At 60.3% G+C, this 25,845-nt stretch carries 23 protein-coding genes; 5 read left to right on the top strand and 18 right to left on the bottom strand.

All coding sequences use genetic code 11. From position 1 onward, the window contains the following. Window positions 1–3 precede the first annotated feature (3 nt). Together AC07V9_RS07735 and AC07V9_RS07740 are read left to right on the top strand one after the other, a co-directional pair. The gene (locus AC07V9_RS07735) at window positions 4–264 is read left to right on the top strand and encodes a DUF2790 domain-containing protein (RefSeq protein WP_495015144.1); all 261 of its coding nucleotides are present in this window, start codon (window positions 4–6) and stop codon (window positions 262–264) included. Between the two features lie 70 nt (window positions 265–334). Continuing rightward, window positions 335–1,546, top strand: coding sequence for a cytochrome c biogenesis protein DipZ (locus tag AC07V9_RS07740; RefSeq protein ID WP_495015145.1), 1,212 nt, complete (start codon window positions 335–337; stop codon window positions 1,544–1,546). Here the strand turns inward: AC07V9_RS07740 and AC07V9_RS07745 are convergent. Then, complete coding sequence (locus AC07V9_RS07745; RefSeq protein ID WP_495015146.1) at window positions 1,543–2,085, bottom strand: cytochrome b; 543 nt, start codon at window positions 2,083–2,085, stop codon at window positions 1,543–1,545. The genes AC07V9_RS07740 and AC07V9_RS07745 overlap by 4 nt on opposite strands. Before the next feature lie 897 nt (window positions 2,086–2,982). Here AC07V9_RS07745 and AC07V9_RS07750 point away from each other — a divergent pair. The 3 genes from AC07V9_RS07750 to AC07V9_RS07760 are packed head-to-tail and all read left to right on the top strand — an operon-like array spanning window position 2,983 to window position 5,684. Next, on the top strand, window positions 2,983–3,708 hold the full coding sequence (locus AC07V9_RS07750) for an SDR family NAD(P)-dependent oxidoreductase (protein WP_495015147.1): 726 nt from the start codon (window positions 2,983–2,985) through the stop codon (window positions 3,706–3,708). 37 nt (window positions 3,709–3,745) lie between these two features. Then, window positions 3,746–4,972, top strand: a complete 1,227-nt coding sequence (locus AC07V9_RS07755) for a hypothetical protein (RefSeq protein ID WP_495015148.1) — start codon at window positions 3,746–3,748, stop codon at window positions 4,970–4,972. Then, on the top strand, window positions 4,893–5,684 hold the full coding sequence (locus AC07V9_RS07760) for a class I SAM-dependent methyltransferase (protein WP_495015149.1): 792 nt from the start codon (window positions 4,893–4,895) through the stop codon (window positions 5,682–5,684). The genes AC07V9_RS07755 and AC07V9_RS07760 overlap by 80 nt, the downstream gene beginning before the upstream one ends. 183 nt (window positions 5,685–5,867) lie before the next feature. Here AC07V9_RS07760 and nuoN read toward each other — a convergent pair whose 3' ends face one another. From nuoN to AC07V9_RS07845, 17 genes are all read right to left on the bottom strand, one after another. Continuing rightward, complete coding sequence (gene nuoN, locus AC07V9_RS07765) at window positions 5,868–7,325, bottom strand: NADH-quinone oxidoreductase subunit NuoN (RefSeq protein ID WP_495015150.1); 1,458 nt, start codon at window positions 7,323–7,325, stop codon at window positions 5,868–5,870. Between the two features lie 7 nt (window positions 7,326–7,332). Beyond that, window positions 7,333–8,865, bottom strand: a complete 1,533-nt coding sequence (gene nuoM / locus AC07V9_RS07770; protein WP_495015151.1) for an NADH-quinone oxidoreductase subunit M — start codon at window positions 8,863–8,865, stop codon at window positions 7,333–7,335. A gap of 52 nt (window positions 8,866–8,917) precedes the next feature. Then, window positions 8,918–10,765: an NADH-quinone oxidoreductase subunit L gene (gene nuoL, locus AC07V9_RS07775; RefSeq protein WP_495015152.1), complete on the bottom strand. Its 1,848-nt coding sequence runs from the start codon at window positions 10,763–10,765 to the stop codon at window positions 8,918–8,920. Beyond that, window positions 10,762–11,073 carry an NADH-quinone oxidoreductase subunit NuoK gene (gene nuoK / locus AC07V9_RS07780; RefSeq protein ID WP_404631048.1) on the bottom strand — a complete coding sequence of 104 codons (312 nt, stop codon included), beginning with the start codon at window positions 11,071–11,073 and terminating at the stop codon, window positions 10,762–10,764. Before nuoK ends, nuoL begins: the two co-directional genes overlap by 4 nt. A 3-nt stretch (window positions 11,074–11,076) precedes the next feature. After that, window positions 11,077–11,577 carry an NADH-quinone oxidoreductase subunit J gene (nuoJ, locus tag AC07V9_RS07785; protein WP_495015153.1) on the bottom strand — a complete coding sequence of 167 codons (501 nt, stop codon included), beginning with the start codon at window positions 11,575–11,577 and terminating at the stop codon, window positions 11,077–11,079. A gap of 9 nt (window positions 11,578–11,586) precedes the next feature. After that, window positions 11,587–12,135, bottom strand: a complete 549-nt coding sequence (gene nuoI / locus AC07V9_RS07790; protein ID WP_047227738.1) for an NADH-quinone oxidoreductase subunit NuoI — start codon at window positions 12,133–12,135, stop codon at window positions 11,587–11,589. A gap of 11 nt (window positions 12,136–12,146) precedes the next feature. Next, window positions 12,147–13,136 (bottom strand): NADH-quinone oxidoreductase subunit NuoH, encoded by a 990-nt coding sequence (gene nuoH / locus AC07V9_RS07795; RefSeq protein WP_495015154.1) that lies wholly within the window; start codon window positions 13,134–13,136, stop codon window positions 12,147–12,149. Then, window positions 13,133–15,850: an NADH-quinone oxidoreductase subunit NuoG gene (gene nuoG / locus AC07V9_RS07800; protein WP_495015155.1), complete on the bottom strand. Its 2,718-nt coding sequence runs from the start codon at window positions 15,848–15,850 to the stop codon at window positions 13,133–13,135. The genes nuoH and nuoG overlap by 4 nt, the downstream gene beginning before the upstream one ends. A gap of 138 nt (window positions 15,851–15,988) precedes the next feature. Next, a complete protein-coding gene (gene nuoF / locus AC07V9_RS07805; RefSeq protein WP_495015156.1) occupies window positions 15,989–17,347 on the bottom strand; it encodes an NADH-quinone oxidoreductase subunit NuoF in 1,359 nt (452 codons plus the stop codon). Further along, on the bottom strand, window positions 17,344–17,841 hold the full coding sequence (gene nuoE / locus AC07V9_RS07810; protein WP_093466804.1) for an NADH-quinone oxidoreductase subunit NuoE: 498 nt from the start codon (window positions 17,839–17,841) through the stop codon (window positions 17,344–17,346). The genes nuoF and nuoE overlap by 4 nt, the downstream gene beginning before the upstream one ends. A 2-nt stretch (window positions 17,842–17,843) precedes the next feature. Next, a complete protein-coding gene (gene nuoC, locus AC07V9_RS07815) occupies window positions 17,844–19,625 on the bottom strand; it encodes an NADH-quinone oxidoreductase subunit C/D (protein ID WP_495015157.1) in 1,782 nt (593 codons plus the stop codon). Window positions 19,626–19,697: 72 nt separating this feature from the next. Then, window positions 19,698–20,372: a NuoB/complex I 20 kDa subunit family protein gene (locus AC07V9_RS07820; RefSeq protein ID WP_495015158.1), complete on the bottom strand. Its 675-nt coding sequence runs from the start codon at window positions 20,370–20,372 to the stop codon at window positions 19,698–19,700. 10 nt (window positions 20,373–20,382) lie between these two features. Then, complete coding sequence (locus tag AC07V9_RS07825; protein WP_108239282.1) at window positions 20,383–20,796, bottom strand: NADH-quinone oxidoreductase subunit A; 414 nt, start codon at window positions 20,794–20,796, stop codon at window positions 20,383–20,385. Between the two features lie 484 nt (window positions 20,797–21,280). Continuing rightward, window positions 21,281–22,606 carry an isocitrate lyase gene (gene aceA, locus AC07V9_RS07830; protein WP_495015159.1) on the bottom strand — a complete coding sequence of 442 codons (1,326 nt, stop codon included), beginning with the start codon at window positions 22,604–22,606 and terminating at the stop codon, window positions 21,281–21,283. A gap of 634 nt (window positions 22,607–23,240) precedes the next feature. Then, window positions 23,241–24,029, bottom strand: coding sequence for a secretin N-terminal domain-containing protein (locus AC07V9_RS07835; RefSeq protein WP_495015160.1), 789 nt, complete (start codon window positions 24,027–24,029; stop codon window positions 23,241–23,243). A 181-nt stretch (window positions 24,030–24,210) separates the two neighbouring features. Further along, window positions 24,211–24,636 carry a GNAT family N-acetyltransferase gene (locus tag AC07V9_RS07840; protein WP_495015161.1) on the bottom strand — a complete coding sequence of 142 codons (426 nt, stop codon included), beginning with the start codon at window positions 24,634–24,636 and terminating at the stop codon, window positions 24,211–24,213. Next, complete coding sequence (locus AC07V9_RS07845; RefSeq protein WP_495015162.1) at window positions 24,629–25,795, bottom strand: ribosomal protein uL16 3-hydroxylase; 1,167 nt, start codon at window positions 25,793–25,795, stop codon at window positions 24,629–24,631. The genes AC07V9_RS07840 and AC07V9_RS07845 overlap by 8 nt, the downstream gene beginning before the upstream one ends. Between the last annotated feature and the right edge of the window lie 50 nt (window positions 25,796–25,845).

Below are 25,845 nucleotides of genomic sequence, written 5' to 3' on the forward strand. Positions count from 1 at the left end.
GCCATGAACTGGAAAAACCTCTCAATCGCCACCCTGTTCGCCGCCCTGAGTCTGGGTGCCCTGTCTGCTCAGGCCCAGGACGTGGTCAAGCCTGAGACTTACATGTACGGCCAGCACCTGGACATCAAGCAGGTGCTGTCGTCGAAAGAAACCACGAGCCCGGCCTGCAGCGTCGTCACCTCGCGCCTGACCTACCTGGACTCGATGGACCAGACCCACCAGCTCGATTACCAGAGCTTCTCCGGCGGCTGCCACGACAACTGATACATCCACGACAGTCTCAAGCCAGGCAGTGCACGTAAGCGCTGCCTCTACTCGACAAGCAGGTAGCGCCATGTTCCTGATCGCTTTTCTTGGCGGGATCGTCACGATCCTCAGCCCGTGCATTCTCCCGGTGGTCCCGTTTCTGTTCGCTCGCGCCGATCGCTCGGCTGCGTCGGTATTGTGGACGTTGCTGGGGCTGGTACTGACCTTCGCGGGAGTCTCAAGCCTGGCCGTGGTCAGCAGCGACTGGGTGGTAGCGGCCAACGGCGTCGGTCGTCATATCGCGCTGGTGGTGCTGGTGCTGTTTGCCCTGTCGCTGCTCTCGGCAAGACTGGGTAACTGGCTGATGTGGCCGCTGATAACCCTGGGCAATCGGCTCGATCCGGCGACTCGCAGGCTGTCTGGGCCATCGGGGGCGCTGCTGATCGGCATTGCCACGGGGCTGCTCTGGGCGCCCTGCGCGGGGCCGATTTTGGGGATCATTCTGACCAGCGCCATGCTGCAAGGCCCGAGCGCACAGACCAGCCTGTTGCTGTTGGCCTACGGGCTGGGCAGCGCGGTGTCGCTGGGCGTGTTGATCTTCGCAGGACGAGGCCTGATGGCCCGCCTGAAACTGTCGTTGCCGGTGACGACATGGCTGCGACGCGGTGCAGGTTGCGCGGCCTTGCTGGTCGCCGGGATGATCGCCAGTGGCGCCCAGAGTCAGTTGCTGGCCGGAACGTCCTCACAAGGGGCGGCAGCAGTGGAGCAGGGCGTGCTCAGCGGTGTGCCGAAGGTCATCGACTATCTGGTCGACAGCGTCAAAGCCGCCACCGAGCCGGATGTCAGTGCCAAGGATGAAATGCCGTCGCTGTCCGGTGCGGTGCAGTGGCTGAATTCACCGGCCCTGACCAAGGAGTCCTTGCGCGGCAAGGTGGTGCTGGTGGATTTCTGGACCTTCGACTGCATCAACTGCCAGCACAGCATCCCTTACGTCAACGCGTGGGCGAAGAAGTACGAGAAGGACGGGTTGTTAGTGATTGGCGTGCACACCCCCGAGTACCCCTATGAGCGGGTCATCGACAATGTGCGCAAGAGCGTCGAGAAGCTGGGCCTGAATTACCCGATCGCCATCGATAACAACTACGCGATCTGGCGCGCCTTCGGCAATCAGTACTGGCCTGCGCATTACCTGATCGACGCACAGGGCCAGATCCGTTACACCCATTTTGGCGAAGGCAGCTACGACACCCAGGAACAGGTGATCCAGCAGCTGCTCAAAGAGGCCAGCGTAAAGGGCTAGACCATGCGCCGCACGGTGTTGTCCTTACGCACGAAGTGGTGCCAGAGGGCGGCCACGACGTGCAGGCCGATGACGTAATAGAAGATGGTGCCCAACAACACATGGAAGTGTTCCAGGCTCTCGGCGGTGTCCTTGGCAATCGCGAACGGCGCGGGAATGCTCAGTGAAGTCAGAGGGATCGGCAGGGCACCGCGCTCAAGCAATACGGTAAACAACCCCAGCAGCGGCTGCGCGAACAGAAAGGCGTAGAGCGCGTAATGCGACACGGTGGCCGCCAGATGCAGCACACCTTGCAGCGGCGGGGTGATGCCAGGGGGGGAATGCCGACGGCGCTCCGCCACGCGGAAAAACGCCATGACCAACACCACGATGCCCACCCAGAAGTGCGACTGCACCACCAAAGTACGCAAATCGGTGCCCTTGGGGAACTGGCTGCGGCTGAGGATCAGCGCGTAGGCCAGCACGATGAGGATGGCCATCACCCAATGCAACCAGCGGGCCCGGTAGCTGTAGCGCTCAGAATTCAACGGTTTACTCACGGTCAGGCTCCTTGGTTTGGGTAATCTCGCGCCCTGTTCGAACAGGGCTTTGCGTTATGAGCACGATGATTGCCGCAGGTTATGGCAAATCTCAAGCGCTGCGTGCCTTCCTTTACCTTTAATTTTCGTGCCGCAATAGGAAACGTTAACGCACAGCGCCTCATCCCCCAATGCATCGAGTGCGTTAAGTAAATACTCAAGTTTGACCTCGGTGTGGAAACCACGCGAATGCCTATAGGGCAAGTTAAATGAGTGAACTGCATTCAATTGAGGCGCTTTGATTGTTTATAGTCGCTGTTTTCGCGCTCTTATATAAACACTCGCACGGGGATATTCAGTTGGATGTAGGTCGCGGCGATAAAGGGTTTTGAGGATTTAATTCTAAAAAGTGATTAATTTAGAATTATTCGTCATTACCTTTCCATCATAACGCGTTTGACAGCGCATTCAATTGGATCCATCTTTACACCCTGATCGCCTGCGGTCGGCAACGACCAGCCGTCTCTGTTGGCTATTGGCCAGCTTCGCCTGAGAGCTTGGATGTTTCTGATGAACACATATGCAAGGACTCTACACATGGATGTCCCCGGATTGACTTGCCTTTTTAATCAGCAAAATCTTGACTCGAAAGTTGTGGGTAATAGCGCGTCCGCTGCCCATGAAAGTTTAAAGCCAACAATGATTCTGAAATATCTGGATACGTCTTAATATATCGAAAGGCTATTACGCGACGACTTTTTCCTTGAGCGATACAGGTTTTAGCGGCATTAGCGAAAACCCTCGATTATATAACTTGTAGGTTGTCCGATATCGTTTTTGTCCCACGGCTTGAGCGCGTGTTCAGGCATACCGACCGCTCCAAGAACGCATGAATTTATTCGCCCAACAGGCAGGCTCATGAAAAAGATCGTCATCACCGGCGCCGCAAATGGCATTGGCAAAGCCACGGCCATGGCCTGCATCGACGCCGGGTATTTCGTCATCGCCGCCGACAACGACCGCCATGGGCTGCAGGATTTGCAGAACATCGTCGCCCCGCATCGTCTGGAAACACACCTGGTGGACTTCTCTCGGCCCGAGGTCTACCAGAGCTTCATCAGCAACCTGTATCGGCACCACAGCATGCTGCACGGTCTGGTCAACAACGCAGGCCTGCATCACGGCAAAAGCGTTTACGACTACAGCCACGACGAGGTCGATGAAATCCGGGCCGTCAACCTCAAGTCGCTGGGGTACCTGTCCAAGGACTTTGCCCTGCACGAGCAGCAGGCCCCACACAGCCGCAGCATCATCAACATCACCCTGGTGGCCGGCGAGGTCGGCTACGGGGAAGCGCTGTATGGCGCGACCCAGGCCGGGGTGATCGGCCTGACCAAGGCCAATGCGTGGAATTTCGCCCCACGGGTGCGCGTCAACGCGGTGTCGCCGGCGCTGATCCGCAGCCCGTCGACGCGCGACCGCATTGCCGAAGATCGGCGCATGAAATACCAACCGCAAGCGGTACTGCACGAGCCCTTCGAGCCCGAAGGCGTCGCCGACGTGATCATGTTCCTGCTGTCTGATCAGAGTCGTCACCTAACCGGCCAAGTCATCGAGGTAGACAAAGGTGCCTACCCCCGCTGACAGCTCCGGCAACACACAGACAACAGGGAGAAATGTCATGCAACGGAAAAAACTGCTTATTGTCGGTGGGGGTCATCTGTGTCTGCAGATCCTGCAGGTGCTGGTGCCACGCAATCAGTTCGAGTTTCATGTGGCGAGCCGCAATCTGGAGCACACCGCACGCCTGTGCAATCTGCTGCGCCAGGCTGCCCTGCAGCAAGAGGTCTGCGCGCGGATCGAATGCTGGGAGATGGACCTGATCGAATCGCGCATTGCCGACAACGCCGAAACCTTGGCGCGGATCAAGCCGGACATCATCCTCAACTGCGCGTCCTTGCAGTCCTGGCGGGTCATCACGCAACTGCCCGAAGCGTCGTTCGAAGCGCTCGATCAGGCGCAACTGGGCCCTTGGCTGCCCATGCATCTGGCGCCGGCCTATGCGCTGATGCGCTCGGTCAAACAGGCCTGCCCAAGGGCGCTGGTGGTCAACGCGGCATTTCCGGACGCTGTTAATACTGTCTTGTACAAGGTCGGCATGGCCCCGGATATCGGAGTCGGCAGCATCGCCAATCTGGTGCCCGCCACTCGTAGCGCCATTGCGCGTCTGGCCCGCTGCGAGCCGACACAGGTAAAGGTCAAGCTGGTAGGGCCGCACTATTTCAGCCATTACGTGCCCCGTTACGGGCTCCCCGACGACCCCAGATTCCACCTGTGTTACTGGATCGACGGGTATGAATGCAGCGACCGGTTCGACGCTGAAACCATCTTTGGCAGTGTGGCCGATCACTTCCGTCGTCTGGGCGGCGTCGACGGGCAATACCTGACCGCCATGTCGGCGATTTCGGTAGTGGAAAACCTGTTCGCCGATCACGAGGTGCACGTGCATGCGCCAGGGCCTGACGGCTTGCCGGGGGGCTACCCGATCAAGCTCGGTATGGGGCAGGTGTTGTTGGACCTGCCCCACGAGATCAGGCGAGAGGTGGCGATTCAGATCAACAAGGATGGCCTCAGCCAGGACGGCATCGCAGAGATACGTGCTGACGGCAGTATCCGGTTCGAGCCCGAGCAGATGAGTGTGATGGAACAGATGCTGGGTTTTTTCATGCCCGAAATGAACGTTCAGGAAGCGGCCGGACGGGCCCATGAACTGGGCCGCAAATACCAGGCTTTCGCCGAGCAGATTCGCCAACAGGGAGTGAGCAGCCATGTCAGTCAACACAGCACCGTCGAGCGTCGATTCAACCCGGGCGCTGGATCAGGACTACGCCCGGCAGTACAACGCTGACTTCGTCAGTCGCTGGGATGAGCTCATCGACTGGAACATGCGGGCGCAGGGGGAGGGCGATTTTTTTATTCAGCAACTGCTCAGGATCGGCGCCTGCCGGGTGTTCGATGCCTCAACCGGCAGCGGATTTCATGCCGTGCAGCTGCGCCGTGCCGGGTTCGATGTGACGGCCTGCGACGGCAGCCCGACCATGGTGCGGCGAGCCAAGGCCAACTTTGCCAGTCGCGGACTGGACATCCCCATCATCTGCAGCGACTGGCGCGAGCTTGATCCAAGGCAACTGGGCAGGTTCGATGCGGTGCTCTGCCTGGGAAGCTCGATCTGCCATCTCTTTGAGCAAAGCGAGCGTGTCGAGGCCTTGCAGCGTTTTCGCCAGCTGCTGCGTCCCGGTGGGGTGCTGCTGATCGACCAGCGCAATTTTCAAGCGATTCTCAACGGCAGGTTTGCAGCGTCCGGGCGCTATTACTACTGCGGCAAGACGGCGCAGGTCACGCTGGGCGAGCTCAACCCGTCGCTGTGCGAGTGGGTCTACACCTTTGCCGATGGCGCTTGTTACCCCCTGCGAGTGTTTCCGATACAGCCCCAACAGCTGCGTTTTGAACTGCAAACGGCCGGATTCTTCATGCCCAGAAGCTTCGGCGATTTCAAACATGTCTATGACCCGATGAGCGCAGATTTCATCATTCATCAGGCCAGAGGTTTTCCGTGGTGATCCAGCGAGAACACGGCATGCGTATTCAGAGGTGCCGGACTGGACACCCCGAAACTAGTGCCGGATGAAGGTGTGTGGCGCTCAGGGATCAAACCAAGAGGGCGGTGGGACAGAATCAATGCCTGCGCCCGCCCATAAAAAAACCCTGCTCAAGAGCAGGGTTTTTTGCAGCTCATCCGACCGTCACAGCCCGGCGTGTTGCACCAGACTCAACAGCGGCTGCGGGTAGACACCCAGGAAGAACGCCAGCAGGGTGATGCCCAGCAGCATCACACCGCCTGCACGCTGCGCCCAGTTGAACGGAGCATCGTGGCGCTGGATCTTGGAGTCCTGCAGGTACAGGGTCACCATCACACGCAGGTAGTAGAACACGCCGATGGCGCTGCCGATGACCAGCGAACCGGTCAGCCACCACAGGTGAGCCTCGACGCCGGTGGCGATGATGTAGAACTTGCCGATGAAGCCGGTGGTCAGCGGGATACCGGCCAGGGACAGCATCATCACGGTCAGGACCGCCGTCAGGTACGGACGACGCCAGAACAGGCCGCGGTATTCGAACATCGCATCGGCGTCGCGGCCGCTGTACGGCGACGACATCAGGGTGATCACACCGAACGCGCCCAGGCTGGTCAGCACGTAGGTCACCAGGTACACGCTGATGGCTTCGACCGCCATGCCTTTGCTGGCAACCATCGCGATCATCATGTAGCCGAAGTGCGCGATGGACGAATAACCCAGCAGACGCTTGAGGTTGTTCTGGGTCAGGGCCAGCAGGTTACCGATGATGATCGAGGCCACGGCGATGACCGACATGACATCGTTCAGCACGCCGCTGGTGGCCGCAGGCGAGATCTGGAACAGGCGAACCAGCACACCGAACACCGCGACCTTGCTGGCGGTGGCCAGGAACGCCGCCACCGGGGCAGGGGCGCCTTCGTACACGTCCGGGGTCCACAGGTGGAACGGCACCAGCGACAGCTTGAAGCCCAGGCCGATCAGCATCATGCCCAGACCCAGGCTTGCCACCGGGCTAGGCAGACCGGTGGCCGCCAGAGCCTTGCCGATCTCGATGAAGCTCAGGCTGCCGGCTTCGGCGTACAGCAGCGCCATGCCGAACAGCAGGAATGCAGAGCCTGCCGCCGACAGCACCATGTACTTGATACCGGCTTCCAGCGAACGCTTGTTGAAGAAGGCATAGGCTACCAGACCGTAGACCGGCACCGAGAGCAGTTCCAGACCGATGAACAGGCCCGCCAGGTGCTTGGTCGCAACCAGCACCATGGCGCCGGCTGCAGCCATCAGGATCAGCAGGTACAGCTCTTCGCGGTTGCCCGGATAGCCGGCCTTGCCTTCACCCAGATAGGCGTGAGCCAGGGTGACGCAGGCCAGGGTCGAGACCAGGATGATGCCGATGTACAGCAGGGCGAAGCTGTCGATCTGCAGCAGCGGAGTGACCGCCAGCGGCGCGACCTTGAGGGCCGGGTAGATCGACAGCAGGGCCAGGTTGAGTCCCGCCACAGTCAGCAGGAACGATTGCGAGTGATTGCGACGCCATGCGATGCCCAGCATCACCACCACAACGGTGATGCTGGTGATCAGCAGCGGCGCCAGCGCAATAAAGTGTTGAATCGTCAGGTCCATAGCGCTCTTACCGGGCCGAAGCGAGTTGAGTGAAGGCGGTGCCGAGCCATTGCTGCACGCCATGCATGGTCGCCGAAGAGGTGTCCAGGATCGGCTGCGGGTACACACCCAGCAGCACCAGCAACACCGCCAGACCCAGCACCATGATCAATTCCCGTCCATCCATGCCTTTGTAGATTTCTTCGGTCTTTGCCGGACCGAAGTAGGCGCGGTGGATCATGATCAGCGAGTAGACCGAACCGAACACAAGGCCCGAGGTGGCGATGGCGGTGATCCACGGTGCGCTGACGAAGGTGCCGATCAGGATCAGGAACTCGCCAACGAAGTTACCGGTGCCTGGCAGGCCCAGCGACGCGGCCGCGAAGAACAGGCTGATGGCCGGCAGGTAAGCGATCTTGTTCCACAGGCCGCCCATTTCGCGCATGTCACGGGTGTGCAGGCGCTCGTACAGCTGACCGCTGAGGATAAAGAGTGCGGCGGCCGACAGACCGTGAGCCAGCATCTGCACCACGACACCTTGCAGGGCTTGCTGGCTGCCGGAGTAGATACCGATCAGCACGAAGCCCATATGCGAGACGCTGGAGAACGCGATCAGGCGCTTGATGTCGGTCTGGGCGAAGGCCAGGAAGGCACCGTAGAAGATGCCGATCAGGCCCAGGGCCATGGCGATCGGGGCGAACTCGGCCGAAGCGTTCGGGAACAGCGGCAGGGCAAAACGCAGCAGACCATAGGCAGCGGTCTTGAGCAGGATACCCGCCAGATCCACCGAACCTGCGGTCGGCGCCTGGGCGTGAGCGTCAGGCAACCAGGAGTGCAGCGGCACGATCGGCAGCTTCACCGCGAAGGCGATGAAGAAGCCCAGCATCAGGATGTACTCGGTGCTGTGGGACAGCTTGGTCTTCAGCAGGTCGGCGTAAGCGAAGGTGATCACGCCGGTCTGATTGAAGTGCACCAGCACCAGGCCCAGGATCGCCACCAGCATGATCAGGCCGCTGGCCTGCGTGAAGATGAAGAACTTGGTCGCCGCGTAGATCCGGGTCTTCTTGCCGTCTGCCGAGCTGTGACCCCAGAGCGCGATGAGGAAGAACATCGGCACCAGCATCATTTCCCAGAAGAAGAAGAACATGAACAGGTCGATGGCGAGGAACACGCCGACGACGCCGCCCAGGATCCACATCAGGTTCAGATGGAAGAAACCGACGTTACGCTGGATCTCTTTCCACGAGCAGAGGACCGAGAGAACACCCAACAGGCCGGTCAGCAGGATCATCAGCAGCGACAGACCATCGAGTGCCAGGTGCACGCTGATGCCGAAACGCTGGATCCACTGGGCCTTGAATTCAACGGCCCAGCTTGGGTCAGCGCCAGGCACTGGCGCGTAAGTGTAGGTACCGGTCGTCCACAGCCACAGCGCCAGGGCTGTGAGAAGGGACATCGTAATCAGCGCAATCCAGCGCGGCAGGGTAGGGCCGAAGCGCTCACCTTGCCAGCACAGCAGGCCGCCGATGAAGGGGATCAGGATTAGCCAAGGCAGAATCATGACGGGCTCAATTCCTTTCGCAAAGTCGCAAGGTTCATGTCAGATCGACTCATCAGACCAGCACAATCGCGCCAAGCACCAGTACGGCACCTGCGGCGATCGAAGCGGCATACCAGCGCAGCTGACCGGTTTCGGTGCGGCTCATCAGACCGTTACCGGCTTTGACCAGACGCGGAATCACACCGATGGTGTGGTCCAGGGGGTCGCCACGCAGGAGGCGGCTGATAGCCAGGTAAGGTTTGACGAACAGCAGGTCGTAAACCCAGTCGAAGCCCCATGCCGCGAACCACCAGGCGGACAGGAAGCGACCCGGACCGCTGTTGGCGATGGCCGTGACCAGACGACGCTTGCCCAGAAACAACAGCGCGGACAGCAGGATACCGGCCAGGGCGATGGCGCCCGAGGCGATTTCCAGGCTGTGCTTGGCTTCGCCGCCAGCGTGACCCGCGCTTTGCGGCAGTACACCGGCCAGTGGCGGATGAATCCAGGCGCCGATGAAGGTCGACAGCACGATCAGCACGCTCAGCGGCAACCAGTGGGAAATCCCGTGGCCTGCGTGAGCTTCGGTCTTCGCTTCGCCATGGAAGGCGATGAAGATCAGGCGGAAGGTGTACAGCGAGGTCATGAAGGCACCGACCAGACCTGCGTAGAGCAGATACTGATGGCCGCTGGCGAAGGCTTCCCAGAGGATCTCGTCCTTGGAATAGAAGCCTGCGGTCAGGATCGGCAATGCCGCCAGAGCCGCGCCGCCGACGATGAAGCTCGTGTAGGCCAGTGGCAGTTTCTTCCACAGACCGCCCATCTTGAAGATGTTCTGCTCGTGGTGGCAGGCAACGATCACCGCACCCGAAGCGAGGAACAGCAGGGCCTTGAAGAACGCGTGGGTCATCAGGTGGAAGATCGCGCCTTCCCATGCACCCACACCCAACGCCAGGAACATGTAGCCGATCTGGCTCATGGTCGAGTAGGCGAGGATACGTTTGATGTCGGTTTGCACCAGTGCTGCGAAACCGGACAGCACCAGGGTCACACCGCCGACGATACCGACCAGGTGCAGGATGTCCGGCGCCAGGGCGAACAGGCCGTGGGTACGGGCGATCAGGTAGACGCCCGCGGTCACCATGGTTGCGGCGTGGATCAGTGCCGAAACCGGGGTAGGACCGGCCATCGCATCCGCCAGCCAGGTTTGCAGCGGCAGTTGCGCGGATTTACCAACAGCGCCGCCCAGCAGCATCAGGGTCGCCAGCACGATCCAGAAATCGCCGACCTTGAAGTGTTGAGGGGCGCGAACCAGCAGTTCCTGAATGTTCAGCGTGCCCAGTTGCTGGAACAGGATGAACAGGCCGATGGCCATGAACACGTCGCCGATGCGGGTCACGATGAAGGCTTTGAGTGCTGCGTTGCCGTTGTTGCGGTTGCTGTAATAGAAACCGATCAACAGGTACGAGCACAGGCCCACGCCTTCCCAACCGAAGTAGATGAACAGCAGGTTGTCGCCCAAGATCAGGAACAACATGCTGGCAATGAACAGGTTGGTGTAGGCGAAGAAGCGCGAATAGCCGTCTTCACCACGCATGTACCAGGACGCGAACAGGTGGATCAGGAAGCCCACGCCGACCACGACACCGAGCATGGTGATGGACAGGCCATCGACATACAGGGCGAAGTTGGGGTCGAAGCCGTCAACCGACATCCAGCGCCACAGCACCAGAGTCAGGTGACCGCCTTCAGGCGGCGCCACGTTGAACTGCCAGATCACATAGGCGGCGACGATGGCCGACAGGCCGATGGAGCCAACGCCGACCAGGGCAGACAGGTTTTCCGACCATTTGCCGCGCGAGAACGACAGCAGCACAAAGCCGATCAGAGGGAATACGAAAGTCAGAAAGAGTAGGTTCATCCGCGCATCTCGCTGGCAGCGTCGATATCGAGAGTGTGGAAGCGGCGATACAGCTGCAGCAGGATCGCCAGGCCAATGCTGGCCTCGGCGGCGGCAAGGCTGATCACCAGAATGAACATCACCTGACCGTCAGGCTGTGCCCAGCGGCTGCCCGCGACCACGAAGGCCAGGGCGGCAGAGTTCATCATCACTTCCAGGCTCATCAACACGAACAGAATGTTGCGGCGTACCAACAGGCCCGCCAGGCCGAGGCAGAACAGGACACCGGCAACCGCCAGGCCATGTTCCAGAGGGATAGCTGAGTGCATGGTTTACTCCTTCGCCTCGTTGCGGCCGACGTGGAACGCGGTCACGGCTGCGGCAAGCAGCAGCATCGACGCGAGTTCGACAACCAGCAGGTAAGGGCCGAACAGGCTGACGCCGACGGCCTTGGCATCCACCGTGGTGTGGCCGATCGAGGCCCCGGTGGAGTTGGCGAACAGCACGTAGATCAGTTCGGCCAGCAGTAGACCGCCCAACAGGATCGGGCCGAGCCAGATCCCAGGCTTGAGCCAGGCGCGCTCTTGCTGAACCGAGGCCGGACCCAGGTTCAGCATCATCACCACGAACACGAACAGCACCATGATGGCGCCAGCGTAGGCGATCACTTCCAGGGCACCGGCGAACGGCGCTCCGAGGCTGAAGAAGGTCATGGCCACGGCGATCAGCGAAATGATCAGGTAGAGCAGGGCGTGCACCGGGTTCGTGTTGGTAATCACCCGCAGGGTGGCCACAACAGCAATACCGGATGCGAAATAGAAAGCGAATTCCATCTTTCTTCCTTAAGGCAGCAAGCTCTTGACGTTGATCGGCTCGGCTTCGTTCTGGGCAGCGCCTTTGGGCTTGCCAGCGATCGCCATACCTGCAACGCGGTAGAAGTTGTAGTCAGGGTTCTTGCCGGGACCGGAGATCAACAGATCTTCCTTCTCGTACACCAGATCCTGACGTTTGAACTCGGCCATTTCGAAATCCGGCGTCAGCTGGATCGCGGTGGTCGGGCAGGCTTCTTCACAGAGACCGCAGAAGATGCAACGCGAGAAGTTGATGCGGAAGAAGTCCGGGTACCAGCGACCGTCTTCGGTCTCGGCTTTCTGCAGCGAGATGCAGCCGACCGGGCAGGCCACGGCGCACAGGTTGCAGGCCACGCAGCGCTCTTCGCCGTCGGGGTCGCGAGTCAGGACGATACGACCGCGGTAGCGCGGCGGCAGGTACACAGCTTCTTCCGGATATTGCAGGGTGTCGCGCTTGCGAAAACCATGGCCAAAAATCATGACCAGGCTGCGCAGCTGGGTACCCGTACCCTTAACGATGTCGCCAATATACTTGAACATGGGTCAAATCCTCACTGAGCCGCCAGGACGACCGCAGCGGTCACCAGCAAATTGATCAGGGTCAGTGGCAGGCAGAACTTCCAGCTGAAGTCCATCACCTGGTCATAACGCGGACGCGGGATGGAAGCGCGCAGCAGGATGAACAGCATGATGAAGAACGCGGTTTTCAGTACGAACCACATGAACGACAGTTGCGGCAGGATATTGAACGGACCGTGCCAGCCACCGAAGAACAGCGTCACCAGCAGCGCCGAAATCAGGATGATGCCGATGTACTCACCGACGAAGAACATGCCCCATTTCATGCCGGCGTATTCAATGTGGTAACCGTCGGCCAGTTCCTGTTCCGCTTCCGGCTGGTCGAACGGGTGACGGTGAGTCACGGCCACGCCTGCGATGAAGAAGGTACAGAAGCCGAAGAACTGCGGAATGATGAACCACAGGTGATCGGCCTGGTACTGAACGATGTCGCCCATGTTGAACGAGCCGACCTGCACGATGATGCCCATCAGCGACAGGCCCAGGAACACTTCGTACGACACGGTCTGTGCCGAGGCGCGCAAGCTGCCCAGAAGGGCGTACTTGTTGTTCGACGACCAGCCTGCGAACAGCACCGCATAGACCGAGAGCCCCGCCATGGCGAAGAAGAACAACAGGCCGATGTTCAGGTCCGCGATGACCCAGGTCTGGGTCACCGGGATGATCGAGAACGAGATCAGCAGCGCACTCATGGCCACGACCGGCGCCAGGGTGAAGATCATGCGATCGACGAACGGCGGGTTCCAGTCTTCCTTGAAGAACATCTTCAGCATGTCCGCTGCGATCTGGAACATACCGAACGGGCCGACGCGGTTCGGACCATAACGGTCCTGCCACCAGCCCAGCAGACGACGTTCGACGAAGCTGAGCAAGGCGCCTGCGACCACCACGGCGAGCAACACCACGATGGCCTTGAGGACCGCGATGATCGAGTCGATCACTTCAGGGGTAAACCACGTCATTGTGCTGCCTCCTGCAGACCCTCAACGGTTTTCCCGGCCAGCGCCGGAGGAATGCCGGCCAGACCCGATGGCAGTGCCACCAGACCTGCACCCAGCTCTTCGTTGATGCGCAGTGGCAGACGCAGGGTCTGACCGGCAACGTCGAGGCTGAGCAGGGCACCGTCGTTGACGCCCAGGCGGTCCGCTTCGGACTTGGCCAGTGCGACGTAGGCTTCAGGAATCCGCTCTTGAACCGGCGCGGCTTTCGAGGAATTTTCCTCGCTGCCGAACAGGTGGAAGAACGGCACGACCTGCCAGGTGCCCTGGGCAGGGGAGAACGCACGCGGCACAGCTGCGAACCAGCTCAGCTTGTCGCCGCTGCTTTCAATCAGGCGTACGCCCGGGTCGCCCGCGCGCAGGTGACCACCGACTTCGTCCTGAAACTTGTTCCACGCTTGCGGGGAGTTCCAGCCCGGCGACCAGGCGAAAGGCACCTGGGAGCGCGGTTCGGCAGAGCCCGAGTAGCCTTCCATCGAGAACGAGAACGCGGTGTCCTTGTCCTGCGATGTGCGAGGCTCGTGCACGCTGATGTTGGCGCGCATGGCGGTACGGCCGCTGTAACGTAGCGGTTCGCGAGCCAGCTTCAGGCCCTTGATGCGGAACGCGGCAGAAGGCGCGGCGCCAACGATACCGGCCAGTTGCGCGTTGCTTGCCGCACAGGCTTCGGTGACGTGGTCCAGTTGCGTCCAGTCCACCGGCTTGTTCAGCAGGGTCGCACGCAGGGCGTGCAGCCAGCGCCAGCCTTCGTGGATCTGGATGCTCGCGTCCAGGTAGGTCGGATCGTAAACCTGGAAGAAGCGCTGGGCGCGACCTTCCTGGCTGACCAGGGTACCGTCGCCTTCAGCGAAGCTGGCGGCCGGCAGTATCAGGTCGGCCCGGTCGGTGGTCGCGGTCTTCTGATGGTCGGCAACGATCACCACTTTCGCGGCTTTCAGCGCAGCGTCGACAGTCGCGGCATCGACGCGGGTGAACAGATCGTTTTCCAGCACGACGATGGCGTCGGCCTTGCCCGAAATCACTTCCTGCAGTGCGGCGTCGACCGACTCGCCACCGAACAGGGTCAGGCCCATGCTGTTGGCTTCCGGCACGATCAGGCTCAGGGAGCCATTCTTGTCGCGCAGTTTCAGGGCTTTGGCGATGTTCGCCGCCGCTTCGATCAGCGCGTTGGAGCCCAGCGAGGCGCCGGAGACGATCAGTGGACGCTTGGCAGCCAGCAGTGCGTCGGCGATGCGTTGGGCCAGTTCCAGTGCTTCGCTGTCCAGACCGGTGACGGCCGGAGCGCTTGGGTCGATGGCATGTGCCACGGCGAAACCGATGCGGGCCAGATCGTCGGGCGCGGCGTGAACGCATTCCTCGGCGATGTCGTCCAGACGGGTGTCAGCCAGGCTTGCGATGAACAGCGGGTTCAGCTCGTGCTGACCGATGTTCTTCACGGCAGCGTCGAGCCATGGCTGGACTTTCATCGCAGCGGCCATGTCTTCGGCCTTGTTCTTCACCAACTGACGCAGGCCCAGTGCCATGCGCGCAGCGGTCTGGGTGACATCTTCGCCAAGGATGAACACGGCATCGTGCTCTTCGACTTCACGCAGGGTCGGAATCGGCAGCGGGCTGTCTTTCAAAACCTGCGCGATCAGGCGCAGACGCTCAAGCTCACCGGCTTCGATACCCGAGTAGAAGTGCTCGGCACCGACCAGTTCGCGCAAGGCAAAGTTGCTTTCCAGGCTGGCACGCGGGGAACCGATACCAACGATGTTGCGACCGCGCAGCAGGTCAGCGGCCTTGTCCAGCGCAGCGTCCAGGCTCAGCTTGACGTTGCCTTCGGCCAGCAGCGGTTGACGCGGACGATCCTTGCGGTTGACGTAGCCGTAGCCAAAACGGCCGCGGTCGCACAGGAAATACTGGTTCACCGAACCATTGTAGCGGTTCTCGATACGGCGGATTTCGCCATAACGCTCGCCCGGGCTGATGTTGCAACCGCTGGAGCAGCCGTGGCAGATGCTCGGCGAGAACTGCATGTCCCACTTGCGGTTGTAACGCTCGGAGTGAGTCTTGTCGGTGAACACACCGGTCGGGCAGACCTCGGTGAGGTTGCCGGAGAATTCGCTTTCCAGCGTGCCGTCTTCGACGCGACCGAAGTACACGTTGTCGTGGGCGCCGAATACGCCGAGGTCAGTGCCACCGGCGTAGTCTTTATAGAAGCGTACGCAGCGATAGCAGGCGATGCAGCGGTTCATCTCGTGCGCGATGAACGGCCCCAGTTCCTGGTTCTGGTGGGTGCGTTTGGTGAAGCGATACCGGCGCTCGTTGTGGCCGGTCATCACGGTCATGTCCTGCAGATGGCAGTGACCACCTTCCTCACAGACCGGGCAGTCGTGCGGGTGGTTGGTCATCAGCCATTCGACGACGCTGGCGCGAAACGCCTTGGATTCTTCGTCGTCGATGGAAATCCAGGTGTTGTCCGTGGCGGGGGTCATGCAGGACATGACGATACGACCGCGGGTGTCGTTCTCGTCGGTGTACTGCTTGACCGCGCACTGGCGACAGGCGCCAACACTGCCAAGGGCTGGATGCCAGCAGAAATAAGGGATGTCGAGCCCCAGCGACAGACAGGCCTGTAACAGGTTGTCTGCGCCATCGACTTCGAGCGCTTTGCCGTCTACGTGGATAGTAGCCATGGTTCAAAGTTCTTCGTTGGCCCGGTGTCAGCGGGCGTGGCTAATGGAATCTCGGTGCCATCCGACTCAAACAGCCTTACGGCGTCGTCGGATGCAAGGACGGCGACTCGTTTCGGAGCCGCCATCGGGTCTGTCTTTTTATGCGCCCGCTATCGTCGGACTCTTGACCTGGGTGAGGTCGCCCGCACGTGCGGGTGCGATGCCAGCCTCGAATTCGGATCTGAAGTATTTGATCGCGCTGCCCAGAGGTTCCACGGCGCCCGGTGCGTGGGCGCAGAAGGTCTTGCCCGGGCCGAGGAAGTTGACCAGCCCCAGCAGCGTCTCGATGTCGCCCGGTTGTCCTTGGCCTTTTTCGAGGGCACGCAGCATTTTTACGCTCCATGGCAAGCCATCGCGGCAAGGTGTGCAGAATCCGCACGACTCCTGGGCGAAGAACTCTTCCATGTTGCGCAGCAGCGACACCATGTTGACCTTGTCGTCCACCGCCATCGCCAGGCCCGTACCCATCCGGGTGCCGACCTTGGCCACGCCGCCTGCATAGAACTGGCAATCGAGGTGCTCAGGCAGAAGGAAACCGGTGCCGGCGCCGCCTGGCTGCCAGCACTTGAGCTTGTACCCGTCGCGCATGCCGCCTGCGTAGTCCTCGAACAGCTCGCGCGCTGGCAGGCCGAACGGCAGCTCCCAAATGCCGGGGTTTTTCACCTTGCCGGAGAAACCCATCAGCTTGGTGCCGTGGTCTTCGCTGCCTTCGCGGGCCAGCGATTTGTACCAGTCGTTGCCGTTGTTCACGATCGCCGGGACGTTGCACAGGGTTTCGACGTTGTTCACGCAAGTCGGCTTGCCCCACACGCCCACGGCGGCAGGGAAGGGCGGCTTGGAGCGCGGGTTGGCGCGGCGGCCTTCCAGGGAGTTGATCAGCGCGGTTTCTTCACCGCAGATGTAACGCCCGGCGCCGGTGTGGACAAACAGCTCGAAGTCAAAGCCGCTGCCCAGAATGTTCTTGCCCAGCAGACCCGCAGCCTTGGCTTCGGCCACGGCGCGGTTCAGGTGTTTGGCGGCAGTCACGTACTCGCCACGCAGGAAGATGTAGCCGCGGTAGGCTTTCAACGCGCGAGCACTGATCAGCATGCCCTCGACCAGCAGATGGGGCAGTTGCTCCATCAGCATGCGGTCCTTCCAGGTGTTGGGTTCCATTTCATCCGCGTTGCACAGCAGGTAGCGGATGTTCATGGATTCGTCTTTGGGCATCAGGCCCCACTTCACGCCAGTGGGGAAGCCTGCACCGCCGCGACCCTTGAGGCCTGAGTCCTTGACCGACTGCACGATTTCGTCAGGCGATTGCTGGGCGAAGGCCTTGCGCGCTGCCGCGTAGCCGTCTTTGGCCACGTATTCGTCGAACCACACCGGCTCGCCGTCGTCGCGCAGACGCCAGGTCAGCGGGTGGGTTTCCGGTGTGCGCTGAATCAGGTTGGCCGGGCCGAAGGAAGTGATGGTCATACGTAACCCTCCAGCAGCTGGGCAACGCCAGCAGGCTGCAGATTGCCGAAAGTGTCGTCGTCGATCATGACCGCCGGCGCCTTGTCACAGTTGCCCAGGCAGCAGGCCGGCAGCAGCGTGAAGCGGCCATCGGCGGTGGTCTGACCCAGGCCAATGCCCAGCTTGCTCTGGATTTCGCCGACGATGTCTTCGTGACCGGCGATAAAGCAGACCATGCTGTTGCAGACGCGGATGATGTGACGGCCCACAGGCTGACGGAAGATCTGGCTGTAGAACGTGGCCACGCCTTCAACGTCGCTGGCAGGGATGCCCAGCACTTCGCCGATGGCGTAAATGGCGCCGTCCGGCACCCAGCCGCGTTCCTTCTGAACAATCTTCAGGGCTTCGATGGACGCCGCGCGCGGGTCCTCGTAGTGATGCATTTCGTGCTCGATGGCCGAGCGCTCGGATTCGCTCAGGGCGAAACGGTCTGTCTGGATAAGCGTGCTGTTCATGCTTAGCGGTCCACGTCGGCCATAACGAAGTCGATACTACCCAGGTACGCGATCAAGTCCGCGACCATGCTGCCTTTGATCACCGAAGGGATCTGCTGCAGGTGCGGGTAGCTTGGGGTGCGAATCCGGGTACGGTAGCTCATGGTGCCGCCGTCGCTCGTCAGGTAATAACTGTTGATGCCCTTGGTCGCTTCAATCATCTGGAAGGATTCGTTGGCCGGCATGACCGGGCCCCACGAAACCTGCAGGAAGTGCGTGATCAAGGTTTCGATGTGCTGCAGGGTGCGCTCTTTCGGTGGCGGCGTGGTCAGCGGGTGATCCGCCTTGTACGGGCCTTGCGGCATGTTGCGCAGGCACTGGTCGATGATCTTGATGCTCTGGCGCATCTCTTCGACGCGGACCATGCAGCGATCATAGGCATCGCCGTTGTGCCCCAGCGGCACTTCGAATTCGAAGTTCTCGTAGCCCGAGTAAGGGCGCGCCTTGCGCAGGTCGAAATCGCAACCGGTGGAGCGCAGACCGGCCCCCGTGACGCCCCACTCCAGAGCCTCTTTGGTGTTGTAGGCAGCGACGCCGACGGTACGGCCCTTGAGGATGCTGTTCTGCAATGCGGCCTTGGTGTATTCGTCCAGCCGCTTGGGCAGCCACTCGACGAAGTCCTTGACCAGCTTGTCCCAGCCGCGAGGCAAGTCGTGTGCGACACCGCCGATGCGGTACCAGGCAGGGTGCAGACGGAAACCGGTGATCGCCTCGATCACAGTGTACGCGCGCTGGCGGTCGGTAAAGGTAAAGAACACCGGGGTCATGGCCCCAACGTCCTGGATGTACGTACCCAGGAACAGCAGGTGGCTGGTGATGCGGAAGAACTCGGCCATCATGATGCGGATGACGTCGACCTTCTCGGGCACCTTGATGCCGGCCAGCTTCTCGACCGAGAGCACGTACGGCAGGTTGTTCATCACGCCACCGAGGTAATCGATACGGTCGGTGTAGGGAATGAAGCTGTGCCAGGACTGACGCTCGGCCATCTTCTCGGCGCCACGGTGGTGGTAACCGATGTCAGGCACGCAGTCGACGATCTCTTCGCCGTCCAGCTGCAGCACGATACGGAACGCACCGTGAGCGGAAGGGTGGTTCGGGCCCAGGTTGAGGAACATGTAGTCCTCGTTGGTGCCGGAACGCTTCATGCCCCAGTCTTCCGGACGGAAGCGCGCGGCTTCTTCTTCCAGTTGCTGCTTGGCCAGCGTCAGGCTGTAGGGGTCGAATTCAGTGGCGCGGGCAGGGTAGTCCTTGCGCAGCGGGTGACCTTCCCAGGTCGGCGGCATCATGATGCGCGAGAGGTGCGGGTGGCCCGGGAAGTCGATCCCGAACATGTCCCACACTTCACGCTCGTACCAGTTGGCGTTGGGCCAGATGCTGGTGATGGAAGGCACGCTGAGGTCGCCTTCGGACAAGGCCACCTTGATCATCACGTCACTATTACGCTCTACCGACAACAGGTGGTAGAACACGGTGAAATCGGCGTCCGGCAAGCCACGGCGCTTGGTGCGCAGGCGCTCGTCCACGCCGTGCAGGTCGTACAGCATCGAGTACGGCTTGGGCACGTGGCGCAGGAACGTCAGGATTTCGAACAGCTTGGCGCGCGCCACCCACAGCACAGGCATGCCTGTGACAGTGGATTGAGCGGTGAACGCGTCGGCGCCAAAACGGTTGTGCAGTTCAACGACGACCTCTTGGTCGTCAGCCTTGTAAGGCGGGATGTACAGAGCGGTGTCTGCAGTCATAGGTCTCGATCGCTATCGGTCAACGTACAGAATGAATCCAGGCTCAGGCTTCTTTTTATAAAGAAAACTGGATCAGACTTCGTCGGGGCTGCGCAGATTGGTCACTGCGATTCGCTGTTCGCGGCGCTGTTCCTTCTGCGACGGCATCTCGGCGCGGTAAACGCCTTGGTCGCCGACGACCCAGGAAAGCGGGCGACGCTCCTGGCCAATGGATTCCTGCAGCAGCATCAGGCCTTGCAGGAATGCCTCTGGGCGGGGCGGGCAGCCGGGCACGTAAACATCTACGGGCAGGAACTTGTCCACGCCCTGTACCACGGAGTAGATGTCATACATGCCACCGGAGTTGGCGCACGAACCCATGGAAATGACCCATTTAGGCTCAAGCATTTGCTCGTAGAGACGCTGGATGATCGGTGCCATCTTGATGAAGCAGGTGCCGGCAATAACCATGAAATCCGCCTGACGCGGCGATGCCCGGATAACCTCGGCGCCGAAGCGCGCAATGTCGTGGGGCGCCGTGAAGGCGGTGGTCATTTCCACGTAGCAGCAGGACAGGCCGAAGTTGTACGGCCAAAGGGAGTTCTTGCGACCCCAGTTGACAGCATTGCTCAGCACGTCTTCGAGCTTGCCCATGAAGATGTTTTTGTGGACTTGATCCTCTAACGGATCGGAAACGGTTTCCCGTTCGCCGATGGGGTACTGCTCGTTAGGAGCATCGGGGTCGATCCTGGTGAGATTGTATTGCATTGCCAAAGCCTCATTGTTTTAGCTTCGCCTGCCGATTACGACGACCAACGGGAGCCCAATCGAGCGCCCCTACCCGCCATAGGTAGACAAGACCTGCCAACAGAATTGCTATGAAAACGAGAGCTTCGGCGAAGCCGGTCCAGCCGCTTTCGCGGACGGACACAGACCAGGCGTACAGAAAAAGGGCTTCAATATCGAAAATCACGAACAGCATCGCGACCAGATAGAATTTTGCGGAAAGCCGCAGGCGGGCGCCGCCTGTAGGCAACATGCCGGATTCGAACGGTTCGTTCTTGCTGCGACCCCAGGCTTTGGAGCCGAGCAGGCTGGACAGGCCAAGCATGAAGGCACAGAGGCCGATGACGCCCAAAAGGAAAATGGCGAAGCCCCAGTTGTGGGCAATCAAACCTGTCGATTCGGACATGCTGGCAATCCTTAACAGAGAGCAAGGGTCTCTGAGCTTGAAAAGAAGTAGAGGCAGTGACGATATGTCGCAGTGCGATCAATTCCGGGATTTTATGTGCAAAAGAAGAGCAAGTAAATTTTCTACATCAAATTTATTCACGGGATTAATGAGCCAGATCACGGTTTTGGTGCGCGAGGCCTTATGGCACGGGCATTAGCGCCCGTTTTGTTAATTATGTTTCCCTCATTCGGTAATGAAAGTTCTGCTCCTTAATTGATAATCAATATCATTTGAAGCGTTGCTGGCTTCGTTGCTCTGGGAGTTAGCGAAGTTGACGTTACTGCATTCGTCAAATGAAGGTTTTGCCTGCGTCGCCTTTAATTAACTTTTGTACGTCGATTTGTCGTGTCTATCGACGAAAGACCTACTACTTCGGTAGGTCATTAAAGACCTCAAAACGACAGAAGCCGCCCGAAGGCGGCTTCTGCGAAACGGCTGTCAATCAGTGGAACTGTTCTTCTTCAGTCGAGCCGGTCAGGGCGGTGACCGAGGACTGGCCACCCTGAATCACGGTGGTCATGTCGTCGAAGTAGCCGGTGCCCACCTCCTGTTGGTGCGCCACGAAAGTGTAACCCTTGGCGGCGTCGGCGAACTCCTGCTCCTGCAGCTTCACGTAAGCGGTCATGTCATTGCGGGCGTAGTCGTGCGCCAGGTTGAACATGCTGTGCCACATGTTGTGGATGCCGGCCAGGGTGATGAACTGGTGCTTGTAGCCCATCGCCGAGAGCTCGCGCTGGAATTTGGCGATGGTCGCGTCATCCAGGTTCTTCTTCCAGTTGAAGGAAGGCGAGCAGTTGTACGACAGCAGCTGGTCCGGGTACTCCTTCTTGATCGCTTCAGCGAAGCGACGGGCCTCGTCCAGATCCGGCTTGGCAGTTTCGCACCAGATCAGGTCGGCGTACGGCGCGTAGGCCAGGCCGCGGGCGATCGCCTGATCCAGACCGGCGCGCACCTTGTAGAAGCCTTCAGGGGTGCGGGTGCCGGTGACGAACGGCTGGTCGTACGGGTCGCAGTCCGACGTCAGCAGGTCCGCCGCGTTGGCATCGGTACGGGCCAGAATGATGGTCGGAACGCCCGCGACGTCAGCCGCCAGGCGCGCAGCCACCAGCTTTTGCACTGCTTCTTGGGTGGGTACCAGTACCTTGCCGCCCATGTGGCCGCATTTTTTTACCGAGGCCAGTTGGTCTTCGAAGTGCACGCCGGCAGCGCCTGCCTCGATCATGCTCTTCATCAGTTCGTAGGCGTTCAGGACGCCGCCGAAACCGGCTTCGGCGTCAGCCACGATGGGCGCGAAGTAATCGATGTAGCCTTCGTCGCCCGGATTCTTGCCCGCTTTCCACTGGATCTGGTCGGCGCGGCGGAACGAGTTGTTGATGCGCTTGACCACGGTTGGAACCGAATCCACCGGATACAGCGACTGGTCGGGGTACATGGACTCGGCAGAGTTGTTGTCCGCGGCCACTTGCCAGCCGGACAGGTAGATCGCCTGGATACCGGCCTTGACCTGTTGCACGGCCTGGCCGCCGGTCAGGGCGCCCATGCAGTTGACGAAGTCCTTGTCGGGACGGAAGGACGGTTTGGCGCCCTGAGTCACCAGGTTCCAGAGTTTTTCAGCGCCCAATTTGGCAAACGTGTGTTCTGGCTGGATCGAGCCACGCAGGCGGACGACGTCAGCAGCAGAGTAGGTGCGGGTCACGCCTTTCCAGCGTGGATTCTCGGCCCAGTCTTTCTCGATGGCTGCAATTTGTTGTTCGCGTGTCAGTGCCATGGGGTAAACCTCGTCGCTTGGTCTTGTGAGTCTTGAGATGAAGCGCTTTGCTCTGCCAGCGCCTCAAGGTTTCTTGAAGGCGCATTTATGGGTGCTCACAGAATCGGAAAGCATTGGGTAACAGCCTGGGTATTTTTCGCGTTCACGGTGGTGACGCGATGACGCTGCCTTTTGGGCGGAAAAGACGCAAACCTGCTCAATCTGGTTGAGTTCGAGCACGATCCTGAGGCTTTCTGCAAAACCTCCGATTTGCGGGAGCGAGGCCATCATGCCTCGGCATTCTGGCGTCGTCAAACACTTTGTAGTGATATTTTCAGAGCACTACATCTTTTGTCTAATACGACTCATCAGTCAGTTTCGGGCCTTTTGGTGCTGGGAAGGATGAGTCAGCTGCAGCACTGGCTGGTCACGGGGAGGTCAGGTATGTAGTGCGTCAGCGAGCACTACATAATCAATGGGAAAAGACTTTTGGTCGGTGGGCTGTGGATGCCTGCGGTTGAAAGACTGTGGGAGCGAATTCATTCGCGAAGAAGGATCTGGCGATACAGAACTGTCGCCTGAAAAATCTTTCGTCGGAATGCCGCCCAGAATGAATTCGCTCCTACAGAGAAATGTGCGGCGTCTCGGGAGGCGCTCAGTCCAGGCTGTCGACTTTTACGCGCAGGGTCATGTCGTCGCGGCCCTGGGTGGAATAGCGGCGGGTCACGCCCTGTTCGTCGGCGCGGGACTGATCGCTAACACCGGCCAGGGTGATCCACTCGCCCAAGCGCCCGCTAACCTGGGTGTCGGTGCTCTGCACCTTGATTGCGTCGGCCTGTTGCTGGCTCATGCGGTCGTTGTTGGTGCTGATGCTCAGGTGAACAATGTCGCCGGTGATGTTGGCCGTGACGTAGAACCCGCGAGTGACGTTACGGTATTGGGTGTTGGTCTGCGCGTAGCCGTAGGAGTCGGTCTGCACGTTGGTGATCGGAATGCTCTGGCCCACTTGAATCAGCGCGGGGGTGCCCTCGTTGGCCTGAACCGACTGCACGCCGCCGTCGCGGCTGGCCGTGCCGTAATTGATGATTCGGGTCTTGCCATCGGCGCTGATACGGCCGTTCTGCGAGCGAACGGTGCCGTTGACCGAGTAACCCTGGTCGCTCTGAATGGTGTTGTCGCTGGTGTCGACGCTGATCATCAGACGCTTGGGCGCGGTGTCCAGCTGCGAGAGCAGGTCGCGAAGTTCGCTGATCTTATCGGGTTCGGCGTTGACGATGAGCTTGTTGCCATAGGCGTTGACGCTGCCGTCGTTGCCCAGAAAAGACTTCACGGTGGGCATCAGATCATCGCTGGTGCGGTAACTCAGGGGAATGACTTCGGTGGCGGCAACGGCCGTGAAGCTGCAAGCCAACAGCGCTGAAGCGAGCAAGGTGCGTAACGACATCGGTGTGATCTCCGCGAGGGGGCGCATCTAAGCGTTCAGTTTGCCAGTGTGTCATGCCAGTGTGTCGGCCCGGATCCGCTCAAATTGAATTGCAGAGAGCAGAACGCCCCGTGTTCAGGTTTCAGCATAGTCAGCCGAAGCGTTAACGACAGGGCGTTCAGGGTGTTGCGAGAAAACGTTTTCAGTGCGAGTTGCGCACCATGGCCACGTGGGGCAGGCCAGCTTCAAGGAACTCTTCACTGACCACAGTGAAGCCTGCACGCTCGTAGAACGCGGTGGCGTGCACTTGAGCGCTCAGCTTCTGCTTGTTCAGGTCGCGGTTTTCGGCTTCCTTGATCACTGCATCGAGCAACGCGTCGCCCACGTGCAGGCCGCGCCAGTCCTTGAGCACCGACAGCCGGCCGATTTCACCGTCCGCCAGTAGGCGCGCCGTGCCGATCGGGTAGTCGCCTTCAAATGCCAGGAAGTGCAGTGCGCCTGCGTCCTCGGCGTCCCATTCCAGTTCAGGCGGCACCGATTGCTCGGCAATGAACACGGCTTCGCGAATACGCCGGATATCGGCGTTGTCTTTCTGCCAGTCGGCTACCCGTACGCGGATCTTATTCATCAGCAAACCCCAGACTTCCTTGTTTGACCAGCTCGCAAAGCAGGCTGCGGCCATCGTCGTCGGCCAGCCAGTTGCCCAGATTATCCATATGCAGTGCATCGGCCGCGCAGATCAGTTTCAGCAGTTCGCGCAGACGACCGGGCAGCAAGCGACTCTGGCCGCTGGCGAACAGCAGCAGGTCTTCGTCAACCTCGGACCAGGCCAGACGCGCGCTCGGGTTGCGAATCAGGATGGCGCCCTGTTCCATGCTGTCGAGCAGCTCGGCGTCGTCAAGCTCGGGGCCAGTGACCAGTTCCGGGTAGCGTGGCTCGGTCATGAACTGGCCGAACCAAGTCAGCAGCAGGCGCTCGTCGCTCATGTGCTCGGCCAGCAGCGCCTTGAGGCGATCCAGGGCATCGCGCTGGATCTGGTGCGGATCGCTGACCGGTTGCGCGTCGGCGTCAGTGTAGCGCTCTTCGTCCGACATGAACTGGCTGAGGAAATCGGTGAAGTGGGTCAGCACTTCGGCGGCGCTCGGCGCGCGGAAACCGACCGAGTAGGTCAGGCAGTCATCCACGGCCACGCCCCAGTGGGCCAGGCGCGGCGGCAGGTAGAGCATGTCACCTGGCTCAAGCGTCCATTCGTCTGTACCCTCGAATTCGGCGAGGATGCGCAGGTCGGCGTGCTCGATCAGCGGGCTTTCGCTGTCGCACATCTGGCCGATTTTCCAGTGGCGCTTGCCGTGACCCTGCAGCAGGAACACATCGTAGTTGTCGAAGTGCGGCCCAACGCTGCCGCCCGGTGCGGCGTAGCTGATCATCACGTCGTCGATGCGCCAGCTCGGCAGGAAGCGGAAGCTCTCCAGCAACTCGCCCACTTCAGGCACGAACTGGTCAACGGCCTGAACCAGCAGGGTCCATTCGGTTTCCGGCAGCTTGCTGAACTCGTCTTCGGCGAACGGGCCGCGACGCATTTCCCACGGGCGCACGCCGTTTTCGATGATCAGGCGCGACTCGATTTCTTCTTCCAATGCCAGGCCGGCCAGCTCGTCAGCGTCGATCGGGCTTTCGAAGTCCGGGATCGCCTGGCGGATCAGCAGGGGTTTTTTCTGCCAGTAATCACGCAGGAATTCGCGCGCGGTGATGCCGCCAAGCAACTGAAGAGGAATGTCAGGATTCATGTGTAACCTATTGAAAAAAGCTGTTTTTCACACTGGAATAAAAACGCCCG

The sequence above is a fragment of the Pseudomonas sp. GW821-FHT02A11 genome (assembly GCF_059421985.1).